The organism is Bacteroides sp. 14(A) (genome assembly GCF_000526555.1).
Taxonomy (GTDB): domain Bacteria; phylum Bacteroidota; class Bacteroidia; order Bacteroidales; family Bacteroidaceae; genus Bacteroides; species Bacteroides cellulosilyticus.
In genome coordinates, this window is sequence record NZ_JAGH01000004.1 from 399,735 (window position 1) to 416,586 (window position 16,852).

Here is a 16,852-nt window from a genome sequence, read left to right on the forward strand (position 1 = left end):
GTAAAAGAGGGTGTATTCACTGTAGGAATGCACCCTCTCCGTTTTCAATCGGTCAGTTTAGGTTGGTCTCTTATTGTTTAATCCTATTTTACTATTTTTTCAGATCTATCGTATAGGTTTGTTTTCCGTCATAAATCGTATTGACGATTATTTTTAATCCTTTCTTTCCTGCCAATTGCTCGGTTATTTTATCCAGTCTGAATGATACGATTCCCCAACCCGGCGTACGTTGTTCATCGTTATAGGCATTGTGCCGGAATTCCAAAGTGAAATACTCGTCTTCCGGATCAGGTGTCTCGGCTGTTTCATTTATGACCAGGTTCAGCATGTGCTTCTTATCTGGATTATTGCTGTGGAAGAATTGGTGTTCTATGTTCAGATAATTTCCCGTAATCCATAATGAGGTAGCATTGATACGGTCATTACCGATGCTGTCAGCCGTTTCCTCGGTAAGTGGAATAATATCTTTTGTCAGTATGTTCTCAAGTTGGATAAGTTTCACATTATAGTCATAGCCCGGGATATCTTCTTCCAATGGAAGGAAATGAATAAATACACGTTGGTTGTTTTCCACAGTGTAGTTATGGATGTAAGTAGTATCGCTGGGATACATCTTATCACCGTCATCCAGATTAAAAAAGTATTCCTTTTCTCCTATAACTTCTATAGTACCGATTGTGAAACGAGTACCACGATTTTCGTCATCATCATTCAGACAAGACTGTAACATCGGTATTATTAAAAGTGCAAATGTAAATACTACCGAATAAAATCTCAGCTTCTTCATCAATTGTTGTTTTTTGGGTGTTAATCTTATTTTCTACATGTATTCAAAAAATGCAATGGGAGGGTAAATACTGCATAAAGGACTGTTAAAGAAACAAAAGAGTTAATTTCTTGTTCGCTACGTGCAGTATTTCTATCTTTGCCGCATTTATAAGGTAAACACGTGTCAAAGGAAAGAATGGAAGAACAGGAACTGGCAGGACGGTGCAGGCAAGGCGACAACCTTGCCAGGAAGGAGCTGTACGAGCGCTATGCAGGGCGGATGCTCAGCGTGTGTCTTCGTTATGCGGGTGACCGTGATACAGCAGAGGACCTCATGCACGATGGTTTCCTGAAGCTCTTCGATTCTTTTGATAAATTCACTTGGCGAGGTGATGGATCCTTGCGGGCGTGGATGGAGCGTGTTATGGTGAATACGGCGCTGCAATACTTGCGCAAGAATGATGTAATAAACCAGTCGGAGGGGCTGGACAACGTACCCGAAACGTACGAGGAACCCGATGCTTCGACAGTGGAAACTATTCCTCAGAAGGTGCTGATGCAGTTTATCAGTGAATTACCTGCCGGTTATCGCACCGTATTCAACTTATATATATTTGAAGAAAAGTCTCATAAGGAAATTGCCCAGATGCTGGGTATTAATGAGAAGTCATCGGCTTCGCAGCTGACACGTGCTAAAGCTACTTTGGCTACAAAAGTGCGGGAGTGGATGAAGAACAATGCTTAATGAAGGAAAGGACGTATGATGAAAGATGATGAATTATGGTTGAAAAAGATAAAGGAGCGGCTGGATGATTATTCCGAACCGTTGCCTGATACCGGCTGGGAACGGTTGGAGAAGGTATTGCCTGCCTCCGCACCCATGTCTGTAGGGAAGAAGAAACAGATCATGTTCCGTCGTTGGGCGATGACGGCTGCGGCAGTTGTGCTGGTGGCTGTATCGTCTGTTAGCTTGTGGTTGCTGCAAAGTCCGGTAGTGGACGAGGTGCGTCGTGCGGCTGAACCGGCTTTGGCAACGATACCTGATGTATTGCCGGAACAGACAAAGCCGGATACTCAAGGAGAACAGCCGGAACCTGTTATCCGGCGAGTAATTGAACAAGGGGATTCTCGTTATCAAACTCTTGTAGCGCAGCATTTGGAAACAGAAAGCAATGTTCAGGAAGTAAACGTGAACCGACAAGAAGAAATAGTGAATTCAGATTTGAATTCAAATGTGACAGAAGAAACGGGAAAAACGGAACAGGCAAAGGAAACGGAAACTTCATCTTCGATTCCGGAAAAGAAAGAACGCGAAGTATATCGTCCTTCCGGCAGAGATAAACTCCATTTGCCTACTGAAAAGAAATCATCTACTGGAAATAAAGGTTGGGCGGTTGGCATGTCTGTAGGAAATACAGGAGCACTTGCGACGCTGGATAATGCAAATGGTGGTATGCAGTCAAGTCCGAATTCAACTCCTATGTTTAGTGATAAACTGGATTTACCGAATGTTTCCAGTGGTATTCTGGATATTCCTGAAGGACAGGAACTGGTATTTGAAGGTGGAGTACCTTATCTGCGGAAAAATACCCGTCAGGTTAAAAATATCAAGCATAAGCAACCTCTTAGTTTCGGCTTATCGGTACGAAAAGCATTGCCGAAAAACTTTTCTGTGGAAACCGGTGTGACTTATACGATGCTGTCGTCTGAAATAACTTATGAAAATAGTTCGGAAAAAACAGATCAGAAACTGCACTATATCGGTATTCCGGTGCGTGCGAACTGGAGTTTCGTTAATGACAAACGTTTCACAGTGTATGTATCTGCTGGTGGTGCAATAGAGAAGTGTGTCTATGGTAAGGTAGGAAGCGAAAAGGAAACGGTGAAACCTGTGCAATTGTCTGTAATGGGTGCGGTAGGTGCTCAATATAATATTAGTAATAGAGTGGGAATATATGTAGAGCCTGGTGTTTCCTATTTCTTTGACGATGGCTCTCCGATAGAGACTATACGAAAGGAGAACCCGACGAACTTTACGTTGCAGGCAGGTATCCGTCTGACTTACTAATCAGTACATAACCGTTTCCTTCAAAAGGAAATGACTATATATGTAACGGGTGATAACAATATATGTAATGCAGTATTACATTTTTTGTTATCACCCGTCCCTTTTATTCTTATTTCTTAGTTTACTATAACCGTTTCAAAGTATTCCTTGAATAACTTTTCTGCACGTTCCAGTTGTTCGGGAGTATTTTCTTTTACTTCTTTCAATTGGTAATCCCATCCCATAGCTTCGTACTTATGCACGCCCAGACGATGATAAGGAAGAATTTCTACCCGCTGTATACTTTTATATTGGCCGAGATGTTCGCCTAAACTGCGAATGTCTTCCTCAAAATCACTATATCCCGGTACTAATACATAGCGTAGCCAGAAAGGTCGGTTCTGTTCCTCCAACCAAGCTGCCGTATGTAAAGTTTTTGTATTGCTGCATCCGGTCAGCTTCTTATGGCGTTCGGGATTGAATTCTTTGAGATCCAGTAGCACTAAATCCGTCAGACTCACTAGTTCTTCAACTTTTTCATTCCAGATGCCGCCATTGGTATCCAGGCAGATGTGAATGCCGTTTGCTTTCAAATCTTTGAACAGAGGTATAAGCGCTTCGGCCTGTAATGTAGGCTCACCACCCGAGAATGTGATGCCACCCTTTTTTCCGAAAAATACTTTCTGGCTGATAGCCATTTGCAGAATTTCTTCCGGTGGGGTAGGTGTCCCCCCTTTTGCATCTATTGTATCCGGGTTGGCACAATACAGACAACGGAACGGACAGCCTTGCAGGAAAACGACGAGCCGGAGACCCGGCCCGTCGAATGTTCCCATACTTTCGTAGGAGTGTACGTTTATCATATTACATTCTTTCGTGGAAACTACGGCTGATAACTTCTAACTGATGCTCGCGGCTCAGTTTCACGAAGTTCACAGCATAGCCGGAAACACGAATTGTGAGTTGCGGATACTTCTCCGGATGTTCCATGGCATCTTCCAACATTTCACGGTTCAGCACGTTTACGTTCAGGTGGTGTGCACCTTTAGTAAAGTAACCGTCCATCATTGTTACCAGGTTTTCAACACGATCTTCCGGTGTCGGACCGAGAGATTTCGGGACGATAGAGAATGTATTACTGATACCGTCCTGTGAGTCACGATAACGCAACTTGGCTACGGAGCTCAGTGATGCGATGGCACCGTTCTTATCGCGTCCGTGCATCGGGTTGGCACCCGGGGCGAAAGCTACACCTTTGGCACGTCCGTCAGGAGTAGCACCTGTTTTCTTACCGTACATTACATTAGAAGTAATCGTCAGCAATGAAAGAGTAGGACGGGCATTCTTGTAAACGGGCAACTTTTTCAGTTCTTCGCTGAAATAATATACCAAGTCTACCCCAAGGTGGTCCACACGGTCGTCATTATTACCGAAACATGGGAATGTACCGTCGATATCGAAACCTTCCGTCAAGCCGATGTCGTTGCGACGGGCTGTAACCTTTGCATTCTTGATGGCTGACAGTGAGTCGATGGCAATGGAAAGACCGGCTACACCATAAGCCAGATTGATGCGTGGATTCGTATCGATAAATGCCATCTGAGCCTTTTCGTAATAATACTTATCGTGCATGAAGTGGATGATGTTCATTGCCTCGTTGTAGACACGGGCAATTTCGGTCAGAACTTTCTTATAGTTCGACATTACTTCCTCGAACTTCAATGTTTCACCGGTCAATACGGGAATACCTTTTACCATGACAGTACCGGTATTTTCGCAACGTCCGCCGTTGATGGCAAGCAACAAGGCTTTTGCCAGGTTGGCACGTGCCCCGAAGAACTGTATCTGCTTGCCGATAGCCTGATAGGATACACAACATGCGATACCATAGTCGTCGCAGTTACGTACTTCGCGCATCAGGTTATCATTTTCGTATTGGATGGAGCTGGTGTCTACGGATACTTGTGCGCAGAATTCCTTGAAACCTTCAGGGAGTTCAGGCCCCCAAAGTATGGTCAGGTTCGGTTCGGGAGAAGGACCGAGGTTATACAATGTTTGCAGGAAGCGGAAGGAAGTCTTTGTTACCTTTACGCGTCCGTCGTTGAAACGTCCGCCAATGGCTTCCGTTACCCAGGTCGGGTCTCCGGCAAAGATATCGTTGTATGACTGCATACGCAGATGGCGTACCATGCGGAGTTTGATAACGAACTGGTCGATCAGTTCCTGGGCAAATGTTTCATTGATTTTACCGTGTGCCAGGTCATATTCAATAAAGATGTCGAGGAACGAAGAAACGTTACCCAGAGACATAGCTGCACCGTCTTGTTCTTTTACAGCGGCCAGATAAGCCATGTACACCCATTGTACAGCTTCCTGTGCGGAAGTAGCCGGGCGACTAAGATCGAGTCCGTAATATTCGCCCATTATCTTAATATCTTTCAAAGCCTTGATCTGCTCTGCCACTTCTTCGCGCAGGCGAATACGGTCATCAGTCATCGGACCGGTCAGATTGTGTAAATCTTCCATTTTGGCTTCGATGAGGCGGTCGATACCGTAAAGTGCCAGACGCCGGTAATCACCGATGATACGTCCGCGGGCATAGTTATCGGGAAGTCCGGTGAGGAAACCCAATGAACGGAATGAGCGGATTTCTTCAGTATATACGTCGAATACGCCGTCATTGTGTGTCTTGCGATAATGGGTAAAGATATCCTTTACTTTATCATCTACTTCTACACCGTTTTCGCGGCAAGCTTTAGCTACTACATTGATACCACCGAATGGTTTGATGGCACGTTTCAATAGCTCGTCTGTCTGCAAACCAACGATAAGTTCATTCTCCTTATCTATATAGCCGGCCTGGTGTGAAGTAATAGTTGATACAGTGTGGGGGTCGAGAGAACGTACTCCGTTGTTAGCTCTTTCTTCTTCGAGTGCTTTGAGGCAAAGCTCCCAAATATGTTTGGTACGTTCGGTAGGTCCTTGCAGGAAAGAAGCGTCTCCAGTATAAGGCGCGATATTTTTACTCACGAAATCACTGACATTGATTTCTTTGCTCCAAAGCCCGTCGATAAAGGTTTTGTTCAATTCCATAATATTCATTTTGTTAGTGGGTAATGGTTGTTATCCTAATAAGGACTGCAAAATTACTATCTTTTTTCCACATAGCAGTGCATGAATACTCGGTTTTTATGTTGTACGACATAAAATAACTATTGTTAGGTATAGGAGTTACCGGTAAAGTCGGCTTTTTTGTGTTCATTACCTGCACTCTTTTACTAATTTATTGGTAAATTGTAGGTTGATAGCGAAGTTGATACTTTTCTGTTATTTTACAAAATATACATATGGATTATTTCAGGCATAGGGCTGCGTCAACTGCGCTGCGATTATAAAATATCGTAGAAATAATATTTTTGTGCTGAAATATTTGTGATATCAAAAAAGAATAGTACTTTTGCATCGCTTTAAGAGAAAAGCACTTCTTGAAAGAGAAGTTTTTGGAGAGGTGGCAGAGTGGTCGATTGCGGCGGTCTTGAAAACCGTTGTACTGCGAGGTACCCGGGGTTCGAATCCCTGTCTCTCCGCGATGAATTTAATAAATCCCCTATAAACAATTTGTTTATAGGGGATTTTTATTTTAGTTGCACGTAACTAAAGCAAAGAATGATGTACTATTCGGTGTTCTTTTTTATCGACTTTTTGCATTACTCTTTTCGATTTCCTTCGTTGATCCGCTAATATTACAATGATAACAGACGTTTGAACAGACTCAGCGTTAATCAAAGTGTTTCTAACAGTTTGATCAGTTTTTTAGCATGTTCTACAGATTTTACCTTTTGTTGTTCTATCAATTCCGGTGTTGTACGCGTGCCGTAACTTACGCCACCAGTATAGATATATCCCGCAAATTCCATTTGGCAAAGATTACATGTGGCTTTGTAGCAAGGTAAGAACTCTTCAATCGTATACCCCATTGCCCCTTTGTGAGAATACATTTCTTGCGGGGCACCGGTGGTAAATGAGAGTATCATCTTTTTGCCTTTCAGTTTGTTGCCGGTACTGCCATGAGAGAAGCCGTGCCGGAATGTTTCTTCCATCCAGCGTTCCAGTATGGAGGGTGCGCTGTACCAGAAGATTGGAAATTGCAACACGATAATGTCGGCTTTCAGCAGGCGTTGTTGCTCTGCGTCAACATCAATTTTAAAGTCGGGATAAAGGGTATCAAGCTTTACAATTTCGGTTTCGGGAAGGTATTGCTCGATTGTATCAAGAATCGTTTTGTTAGCTACCGAAGTAGCAAGGTCTGTATGACCGGATATTACAAGTACTTTTTTCATGCTTCAATAGATCATTTAAAATATTCTATACTTCAATTTGTAACCTTAATCTTTTTCTGATGCAAAGATACGGCAGTTGACTGTATATGTAATTAGATACATTACGGATTAAAATACCATTTTTACAGATTTTTATTTAGACGTTCAAATGGCTGATGCTTACTAAAAAGAATGTTGATTCACAGAGAAAAAAGGGTAATTCATCTATTTTAGTTTCTATTATTTTTTCAAATTTATATATTTGCAATAAGCAAACAGGCAATATCATCATCAAAAGCAGGGATATAAAAAATTATTTGGAATAGCTTTTTATAGAAACTGATTATGAAGAAAATTAGTCTTATAACAGGATTAGCATCCGTGTTTATGTGCCTTCTTTTCATGGGGCTCCGGGATATAGGTCGTTATCCGGAGAAAATATGGCTTCATCGTTGCAATTCTTTGGAAAAATTGTACGAGAAACAGAGTCGATATCCGAATGTAGAGGTTGATCTCGTCTTTCGGAAAGACCGTGTATTTGATGTAACGCATGATGTAGATACAAGTTTTAATCTGAGTTTGGGTTCCTATTTTTCTTATATGAAAGATCATGAAGGAAAAATGTGGCTGGATATAAAGAACCTGACCGTTGGAAATAAACATGTAGCACTAGAGAGAATGAATGAGATGACGGAATATTTCCAGATTGCAAAAGACCGTTTGATTATAGAAGGCAAAGATTGGAAAGCTTTGGAAGCTTTCACTCAAGACGGTTATTATACTTCGTATTATGTAACTTATGATGAACCGGATGATTTGAGTGAAGAAGAAGTGGATGATTGCATCGAAGAATTACAGGAAATTGCGGATAAAGAGGTGGTTAGCGCTCTCTCATTTCCGGGATATTGGTATACTGAGATAAAAGAAGGTTTGAACCGTTCCATAGATTTACTGACCTGGAAACACAGGAGTAGTCAGTTGCAGTTCTTGTTGTCTTCTGTCGGACGTGAGATGTTGGCCGATCCACAACTGAAAGTAGTATTGGTAAAAGAAAAAGGGCGGTTTCATAGATGATCATTCGGATACTGACTTGCTCTGAGAGAAGCAATCGTTTTTCGGCTTCGCGATGAAACAATCGACAAGGAAAACTGTTTATTTAGTATGATTCTAAATTAAAAAATGAATATATTATGAGTAAAACAGTTGATTTGTTGGGACAACAGGCAGAATATTACCTGAACCATACGTGTAAGACAATAGATAAGAAATTAATTCATGTTCCTGGACCTGATGTGATTGATAAAATCTGGGTGGACTCTGACAGAAATGTACGTACCCTTAATAGCTTGCAAGCTTTGTACGGACATGGACGCCTTGCGAATACCGGGTATGTATCCATTCTGCCGGTCGACCAGGATATAGAACATACAGCCGGAGCATCATTCGCTCCTAATCCGATCTATTTTGATCCTGAAAATATAGTGAAACTGGCAATCGAAGGAGGTTGTAATGCAGTTGCGTCCACATTTGGCATATTAGGGGCTGTTGCCCGTAAATATGCCCATAAGATACCTTTCGTTGTAAAACTGAACCATAATGAACTGCTTACTTATCCAAACTCTTACGATCAGGTGATGTTTGGAACCGTAAAAGAAGCATGGAATATGGGTGCGGTAGCTGTTGGCGCTACTATCTATTTCGGTTCGGAGCAAAGTCGTCGTCAGATTATTGAGATATCACAAGCTTTTGAATATGCTCATGAGTTAGGTATGGCAACTATTCTCTGGTGTTATCTCAGAAATAATGATTTTAAGAAGGACGGCACAGATTACCATGCGGCAGCCGACCTTACCGGACAGGCCAACCACATCGGAGTGACCATCAAGGCTGATATTGTAAAGCAAAAACTTCCGTCCAATAATGGCGGATTCACAGCTATTCACTTTGGTAAAACGGATGAAAGAATGTATTCTGAACTCGCAACTTCACATCCTATCGACCTTTGCCGTTACCAGGTTGCTAATGGCTATATGGGGCGTGTCGGTTTGATTAATTCCGGTGGTGAATCTCATGGAGAATCGGATTTGCGTGATGCTGTTGTTACGGCGGTTATTAATAAACGTGCCGGTGGAATGGGGTTGATCAGCGGCCGGAAAGCATTCCAAAAACCAATGGAAGAGGGCGTTCAATTATTGAATACCATTCAGGATGTTTATTTGGATTCTTCAATAACGATTGCATAAAGTATTTGAGGTTGTGTCAAAATTGAACTGCACCCCAAAAGTTAGACATAAAACTTTTGGGGTGTTTTTTATGAAGTACAGTTATGAACAAAGGCTCATCATCGTTAGCCGAGTAAAACAAGGAGAAGCAATAGCGCACTTGTCGAAAGAGTATCATATCAGTGCGACTGAGATATTGGCATGGGTGAGAATGTGGGACCACTATGGTCGTTCCGGACTGGAACAACAATCCCATTGCCGTCCTACGGTTAAATTAAAGGAAGAAGTAGTACGTTTAATATTAGAAAAAGGCGTACCTTTGGCCCATGTAAGAGTAGAATACAGAATTGGCAAGACGGCACTACAACGCTGGGTCAGCGTAGTACGCAAGTATGGTTATGGGGCTCTTGAGCCGTCCAAACGCCGAGGAAGACCACCGAAATATCCTATGGGACGCCCAAAGAAGAAAGAACCGCAAACGGAACTTGAGAGGCTTCAGGCTGAAAATCTCCGCCTGAAGGCGGAGAACGCGCTGCTAAAAAAAGCGAAGGCCTTAGTCGAGGCAAAGAAAGCCCAAGCACTTCTGAATGGGCACGGACCATCGACGAACTAAGGTCGGATTATCCTCTTGACTTGCTATTGGAGTTAAGAAAGATGGCTCGTTCTGTGTTCTATTACCATCTGAATCGCCTTAAAGCCGCTGACAGATATGCCAATGAAAAGGAATCGATTAAACTGATTTTTCATGAGCATAAGGGACGCTACGGCTATCGCCGTGTGACAGCGGAGATGCATAATCGTGGTTTTATGTTAAACCACAAGACCATTCAAAAGCTTATGGGTGACTTGGGGCTTAAAAGCAAAATACGCCAGGTGCGCTACCGGTCATACAAAGGTGAGGTCGGTAAGATTGCCCCAAACATAATAGACAGGGATTTTACGGCAGAAGCTCCAAACCGCAAATGGGCGACAGATGTAACACAGATAAATATCGGTTCCGTCAAACTTTATCTCTCGCCGATATTGGATATGTTCAACGGCGAGATAATATCATACAATATCTCCCGGAACCCAAATCTGGAACAGATATACGATATGTTGGATAAAGCGTTTGCAAAGTTCGACAATCTTGACGGCCTTATACTCCATTCTGATCAAGGATGGCAATACCAACATTACGGCTACCGTAAGCGTTTGGAAGAACACCATATAGTACAAAGTATGTCTCGCAAAGGCAACTGCCTTGACAACGCTATGGTGGAGAACTTTTTCGGTATTATGAAGTCTGAACTTCTATATGCCGAGCAATTTGAATCGACCGAAACCTTTATAAAGGCTTTAGATAGCTATATTGAATATTATAATAATAAAAGAATCAAAGCCCGGTTAAATGGAAAGAGCCCGGTACAATACCGAACTCTTTCTATTACGGGATAATGTTTAACCTGTCCAACTTTTGGGGTGCAGTTCATTTTGACACAACCTCATTTAAATGTAAAAGTGAACTTTTGAACTGTCATCAGAACCGGAGTTTATCTCCAGTTAACCTTGAGTATACTTTCCATCCATGGGAACCGTACAAGTTTGTATGACCAGGGAATGCTATCCAATAATATATCGTATGCACGTTCCTCTACAGTTAGAGTACATTCCCATTCAGTTTTTTCTATAAAACCCGCTCTATTCAAAAATGATTCTTGGAGGGCTCTGATTGAAGTGTTCCTCATTTTTGACCAGTTTGTCTTTGCTGTTTCCAATAGAGAATCTATTGTGTTAAGTTCATCTTGATTTAGTTCCACTCTTTTGGGGAGTGGCTCGTTGGAGGGATAATTTATTAACAAACGGTTGAGGAACAGATCTTTTTCATCATACTCCCTGTCTTCATTTGCTATAAGGCGTTGTAAAATGAATATAGCTCGTACTTTTGATTCGTTACTATTGAAACTCCTGCGATCTTGGCTTAACATATTAAGCCTCATAAAAAGCATTGGTAGAAAAGGGGAGAGAATGGCCAATCCTGCATTGGGTATAGGTATATGTTTCAAATCTCCATATTGTTCTGTACCAAAATGAGGAGTAGGCTCAGGGTTAGGAGTAGGAATTGGAGTATGAGTTGGTTCTGAAGTAGCGAAGCCATACACACACATATCGGGAGCTATTGCATTCTTATTTACTTTTACATTGCCACAAGTTCCTTCATCCCCCGGGCCAATATCCCAGTTTCCTTTGTCGCGTTTGGCTATGATTTTTCCTCCTAAAATAATTATGTTTCCACATTTACTTTTTCGACCTGCGTATTGACCGGCACCTCCTATTCCAGCAGATCCCGCACGCCAGGAAGTCTCGTGCTGATAACCCGCATAGGCTTCTATAGTTCCACTTTCGATAATAATGTCGCCACATTCGGTAGCATATCCGCATCCTATACCGGCTGCACCTTCTCCACCGTATGCAATTAATTTTCCATTGCCTTTAATGTTTAAAACAGATTGCTTTCTCAACTGAATTGCAGCCATTTCACGACCACTGTGCAGTATGTTTTTTCCTTCAAGAATTACCGTGATATGGCAGTTTTCCGCAATATGAAATGCAACACCCATGTCTCCCAGATCACATAAGTTGACATCTTGCAGAAATATTGTTGCACGTACTCCGGCAGATACTGTTATTCCATGTCTTGAATTGGTACCTGTGATAGTGTACACTCCATCTTGGGAGACGTGGAAAGTATCCGATTCCCTACTCATGTCTATTTTTTCATTTTTCATAAGAATAAAAATTAATATTAATATTGTATTTGTTGATTATCATATATTGATTTTCAGCCTGCTTTTAATTGTTTCTGCCTTGAGTGACCGTTAGTGCTTCATAACGATTATCCGGCAGTTTATATTATTTGTAATTTGAAGAGAAACTGCAAATGAACACAGGCAAAAATAGTAGGAAGCGGGGAAATCTAAATACTAAAATCAGTAAACTAAAATAATAATTATAAGTGCTTGAAATACAGCGAAAAAGTTTGGGGTTAATCTTCCTGTTTTTACGATTTCAGCCTTTTTTTGATGATATGAAGTGTGTGCTAAACAGGATTCAGCCCATGTGTTTTGCGGTAAAAGCTTCAATAGTGATTAGAAAGCAAACAGGGGACCATTTGTTTTTACCCTGCGTGTGTTGTATTTTCCAATAAGCTTTATTGGGTGTTGACCTTGGCTAACGAGCCTGTCAACCAAGGTTAATCGGCTCGTTAACCAAGGTTGATAGGCCTGTTAACCTTGGTCAACACCCGACTATTCCTAAGGATAAAGAGATATATCTCTGGTTATCAGTAGAATAACGCCTAATATGAAATGAATAAATGCCTCGTCCGGATATGGGTTGACTGCGAAAGTGAGAGTAAGCCACTTACCCTCACACTGGATTTTTTACTACCACCACACTTAATATCTTAGCTATCAACGATTCACATTAAAAGTGAGGGTAGTGAGAGTAACTTGAACCAACTTTTTATTGAATGCCCTGCATTCAACTTTTAAGTGAGACATTTTCTTCTCCATTCCGAGGGAGAGTAACCATATCGGTTTTTAAAAGCTTTGTGAAATGCAGAAGGGCTGTTGAAACCTGTATTATAACAGATGTCTTCTATTTCTGCATTCGAGTTTCTTAGAAGCATTTCTGCTTGTTCGATGCGAAGTGACGTAAGGTATTGAAGGAAACTACATCCATATTCTTGATTGAAATATCTATTTAAATAGGTGGAATTGACTGCCACTCTTTGAGCAAACTGCTCCAATTTTATTTTTTGATCATAAATGAATTCCGGTGTTTGTAATAGTTGGTTTATTTCATCGATCTTTTGAGGAGTCAAGTATACTTTGGAGTTCTTCTTGCCATTTATGAGCACCTCTTTTTCTACAACATCTTTTTCTGATTTACTTTCTAGTTGTTGATTTAGGGTATTCACTGGGAACGGGGACAATGTTTCCCGATAAATATGTGACTTGAACTTTTGTTTTACGAATTGGTGTAAGAGAGAATTATAAAAGATATATCCACTTAATACGCCAATACAAAGGTTGTATAAAAGATTGCAGATGTATGAAGAAGTGAACATATTCAATAAGAACATGAAGAAGAACCCTGATATTAGGATGCTTTTTCTTTGAATATCGGAAGCTGATTTTAGGAATATACAGTCTGTTTCATTCATATTTCGCAAGAGTAATACGTAAATGAAAGTCTGTGTGATCCCTGTTATTATACACGTTAAACGGAAAAGTGTCCACCAAGCCGGGAACGATGATAGAATTTCAGCCCAACTGTAAGTTAAGCGATCTGCCACCGGACTTAAAACTGACATCAATATGTAACAACACGATAAGACCATCGAAGGTAACATATGTTTCCACCATTGTGACTTTAGGGGAAATATTCCGGTAATACGGAAGCGGATAAAGAAATAGAGTAAAGGCGAGAGAAAAGTCAGTCCCCAACAGTATAGGGTGGGTAAGAGGGATGTTCTTTGAAGCAGGAAGAAATTTTCGTATAATGTGCTATACGACGTTAACCCCCAGTATATTAGTAGGATTGGTGCTAATAATATGATCAAATCCTTTTTATGCTTGTTTCTCCAAATTAGAGAGATAGAAGCAAGACCTAGTACAGCCCAAGTCAGCAGAAAAGTACAAATAAGTAATGTTTTTAATATGAAAAATGGCATGATATTGTTGTTCTGTTGCTTGCAAATGTACACACAAAAGTCCGAAAAGAGTGATTTTATTCTGCATTTTTTTAAAGTTTGGTAATGAAATGTTGGTAGAAAATTGTTTCCTTTGCCCCCCTAATCTGAGGGTTACTATATAACGCTCGTTAGGTATGTAAATTACCATCTTGGGTTGTACAAATGAATAATTGTTACAGGGGCTATATATTAATTGCTTTTTGGGTTTGTTCGCTGGCGGTATATGGACAGACTGAAATGCAGGCTATAGATACTCTTCGCAACATCCGGTTACAGGAGGTGATTGTTACTGCTACTCAATCAAATGCTCCGGGAACACGTTCTGTCATTGGGCAGGATGCTATTCGTCATATACAGGCTACTGATCTTTCTGTCTTATCTCAATTACTACCCGGTGTTCTTGTACGCAATCCGGATCTGAATGCTCCGGCTGCCTTTACCATCCGCAGTGCAACTTATGAAAATACGACTAATGCTTTAGGGACAGCCATAGTGGTGGATGGACTCCGCATGAATAATAATGCCAATATGCAGCAAATGGGACTTGAAGGTAGGGGAAGCCTCTTTAATAGCACGGTGTTATCCGGTTTCGATGTGCGTTCTTTGTCTCCATCTTCTGTGGAGTCGATTGAGGTGATACGTGGTGTTCCTTCGGCACGTTATGGAGATGTGACCAGTGGGGTTGTTCTGGTTAAGTCGAAAGCCGGAATACAACCTTTTACTATCGGCATTCGTCTGACGGCTACGGAGAAACTTGCTTCTGTGGGGAAGGGTATTGCGATCAGTAATAATGGGGGAACTCTCTATTTAGGAGCAGATTATGCACTTTCAAATCAATCGCCTCAAGTCTTTGAAGAATCTTTTCAAAGATTTGGAATCCAAGCGGCTTATGCGAAGGATTTCCGGTCGGCTACTTTGCGTCTTAATATGCGTGGTTATTGGATGAAGGACAATGATAAAAGAGGGCAGAATACGGTGGATGGTGAATTTCGGAAATACCAGGATCAAAATATATCCTTTTCTGCTAACGGACAGTGGAAATTGAATCGTTCCTGGATTTCCAATCTTGAATATCAGCTAGGGTTTACGTATGGGAGCCAGAAGAATGAATCCAGTACATATTATTCGGGAACACAGCAAGTCACTACCTATACCGCGCAGGCAGGTGAACATGCCGGAGTGTTCCTGCCTCCTCATTATTTCTCTCAGTTATCCGTTGACGGCAAGCCATTGAGCGGAGATGTATCGTTGACTGCCAATCACAGAAAAACGATGGGTGAGAACATCAGTAACCATTTTCAACTGGGGCTTCATGCTGAGGTGGAAGGGAATCGTGGAAAAGGAATCTGTTTCGATCCTCTTCGTCCTCCCTTGGAAATGCTCAGAGTGCGAACAAGGTCTTATCGGGATATACCTTTATTATATAAGTATTCTGCTTTTGCTGAAAATCACTTTATTCTCCGTTATGGGAAGATGCGGACCGAAGTGCAGGCGGGAGTACGTTTTACTCAATTGCCGACTAAGCGTCTACAACGGAACTCTTCTGTTGATCCGCGTATCAATCTTTCCCAGATATTTATTGATAGGACGGATGATGTTTTTCTAAGTCGTTTCAGTGTACGTCTGGGGTGGGGATTGATGCATAAGATGCCTGTACTTGCTTATTTGTATCCCGATAAATCGTATACGGATATGAATTGTTTTACGTACAATGATGCTGAGAATAATCAGCGTCTGACCGTCATGCATACATTTGTAACTGACCGTAATTTTGACTCCGACTTGCGTTTGCCTGTTAATCAGAAGTTTGAAATAGGGGTGAATTTCCAGATAGGAGGTGTTACTGCGGATGTGGTATGGTTTAAGGAACATCTCAAAAATGGCTATTGCACCTCCCAACTTGCCGAACCTTTTTCCTATCGCCGCTATTCCCCTTTGATCAGTAAAGGAGAACAACCGGAATTGACGGATGAGGGTATCATGAATGATGGTGAACTTCTTCCATATACTTTGAATACTACGTTTGCTACCTATTTATCACCCCAGAATGGTATAGAGCAGGAAAAACAAGGCGTTGAGTATACTATTGGTCCGATTCATTCAAAGGCACTGCGTTCTTCATTTTACATAAGTGGCGGATATCTGGATGTATGTGAAAAGAATACGGCACTTTCTGCCTTGCATCCTCAGATAGAAGTGAATGGAAAAACATACCCTTATGTAGGTATTTATGAAACAGGGTCTTCTGTTGCGAATACTCAAATCTGGCAACAATTGAATAGCCGGTTTCAGTGTGTTACTCAAATTCACAGAATCGGTTTGATCACGAGCCTAACGCTTCAGGCTGTGTGGATGGATAAACAACAGCGGGGAATGGAGAGCCGGTTTAATAACCCTGTGTACACAGACAGTAATAATCAGAAGTGCCTGAATCCGGTTTATTATATAGACGGAGAGGGAAATCAACATCCTTTCACGCCGGATATGGCAACGGATGAACGTTTTGCTGACTTAGTGATCAGGGCGAATACAACTACCGCTTTTCTGAAGGACTCGTATAAACCTTATTTCTTATTGAATCTTCGGGTTACTAAAGAGATAGGACGTCATGTTTCAGTTGCTTTTTGTGCTAATAACCTGCTACAATCCAATCCGAAACGATATCGGCGGAGCATACAGAAATATGCAGTTGTGAATCCGGATTTATATTATGGTGCGGAAATTAGTATCCGTTTTTAAAGTTAGTATTGGTATTAAA

The 16,852-nt window shown here is 41.5% G+C and carries 12 protein-coding genes, 1 tRNA gene and 1 pseudogene; 8 read left to right on the top strand and 6 right to left on the bottom strand.

Annotation, left to right across the window (positions count from 1 at the left end):
- Positions 1–91: 91 nt before the first annotated feature.
- Entirely contained in the window at positions 92–787 is a 696-nt protein-coding gene (locus K429_RS0120730) for a NigD-like protein (RefSeq protein ID WP_029327892.1), read from the bottom strand.
- Positions 788–964: 177 nt separating this feature from the next.
- On the opposite strand from K429_RS0120730, the gene K429_RS0120735 reads away from it, so the two are divergent.
- Both K429_RS0120735 and K429_RS0120740 read left to right on the top strand, forming a co-directional pair.
- A complete protein-coding gene (locus tag K429_RS0120735; protein WP_007213274.1) occupies positions 965–1,513 on the top strand; it encodes an RNA polymerase sigma factor in 549 nt (182 codons plus the stop codon).
- A gap of 15 nt (positions 1,514–1,528) precedes the next feature.
- The gene (locus K429_RS0120740; protein ID WP_022209763.1) at positions 1,529–2,836 is read left to right on the top strand and encodes a porin family protein; all 1,308 of its coding nucleotides are present in this window, start codon (positions 1,529–1,531) and stop codon (positions 2,834–2,836) included.
- A 116-nt stretch (positions 2,837–2,952) separates the two neighbouring features.
- Here the strand turns inward: K429_RS0120740 and pflA are convergent, their stop codons facing one another.
- Complete coding sequence (pflA, locus tag K429_RS0120745; protein ID WP_022209762.1) at positions 2,953–3,678, bottom strand: pyruvate formate-lyase-activating protein; 726 nt, start codon at positions 3,676–3,678, stop codon at positions 2,953–2,955.
- A gap of 1 nt (position 3,679) precedes the next feature.
- On the bottom strand, positions 3,680–5,908 hold the full coding sequence (pflB, locus tag K429_RS0120750; protein ID WP_007216038.1) for a formate C-acetyltransferase: 2,229 nt from the start codon (positions 5,906–5,908) through the stop codon (positions 3,680–3,682).
- 409 nt (positions 5,909–6,317) lie between these two features.
- Between pflB and K429_RS0120755 the strand changes: the two genes are divergently transcribed.
- A tRNA-Ser gene (locus K429_RS0120755) sits at positions 6,318–6,402 on the top strand.
- Positions 6,403–6,597: 195 nt separating this feature from the next.
- On the opposite strand, the gene K429_RS0120760 is transcribed toward K429_RS0120755, so the two are convergent.
- Positions 6,598–7,155: an NAD(P)H-dependent oxidoreductase gene (locus K429_RS0120760; RefSeq protein WP_029327893.1), complete on the bottom strand. Its 558-nt coding sequence runs from the start codon at positions 7,153–7,155 to the stop codon at positions 6,598–6,600.
- 324 nt (positions 7,156–7,479) lie between these two features.
- Here K429_RS0120760 and K429_RS0120765 point away from each other — a divergent pair, with 324 nt between their 5' ends.
- The 4 genes and pseudogenes from K429_RS0120765 to K429_RS0120780 form a co-directional block, all read left to right on the top strand.
- Complete coding sequence (locus tag K429_RS0120765; RefSeq protein ID WP_231501901.1) at positions 7,480–8,208, top strand: hypothetical protein; 729 nt, start codon at positions 7,480–7,482, stop codon at positions 8,206–8,208.
- Positions 8,209–8,324: 116 nt separating this feature from the next.
- The gene (locus K429_RS0120770) at positions 8,325–9,377 is read left to right on the top strand and encodes a class I fructose-bisphosphate aldolase (protein ID WP_007216083.1); all 1,053 of its coding nucleotides are present in this window, start codon (positions 8,325–8,327) and stop codon (positions 9,375–9,377) included.
- A 70-nt stretch (positions 9,378–9,447) separates the two neighbouring features.
- On the top strand, positions 9,448–9,969 hold the full coding sequence (locus K429_RS0120775) for a helix-turn-helix domain-containing protein (RefSeq protein WP_025726501.1): 522 nt from the start codon (positions 9,448–9,450) through the stop codon (positions 9,967–9,969).
- Positions 9,954–10,793, top strand: a pseudogene (locus K429_RS0120780) (IS3 family transposase); the annotation flags it as partial. The gene K429_RS0120775 and the pseudogene K429_RS0120780, both read left to right, overlap by 16 nt.
- 95 nt (positions 10,794–10,888) lie before the next feature.
- Here the strand turns inward: K429_RS0120780 and K429_RS0120785 are convergent.
- On the bottom strand, positions 10,889–12,124 hold the full coding sequence (locus tag K429_RS0120785) for a contractile injection system tape measure protein (protein WP_029327895.1): 1,236 nt from the start codon (positions 12,122–12,124) through the stop codon (positions 10,889–10,891).
- Positions 12,125–12,885: 761 nt separating this feature from the next.
- Positions 12,886–13,563: an AraC family transcriptional regulator gene (locus K429_RS30995; RefSeq protein WP_231501902.1), complete on the bottom strand. Its 678-nt coding sequence runs from the start codon at positions 13,561–13,563 to the stop codon at positions 12,886–12,888.
- 693 nt (positions 13,564–14,256) lie between these two features.
- On the opposite strand from K429_RS30995, the gene K429_RS0120795 reads away from it, so the two are divergent.
- Entirely contained in the window at positions 14,257–16,833 is a 2,577-nt protein-coding gene (locus K429_RS0120795; RefSeq protein ID WP_029327897.1) for a TonB-dependent siderophore receptor, read from the top strand.
- Positions 16,834–16,852 lie beyond the last annotated feature (19 nt).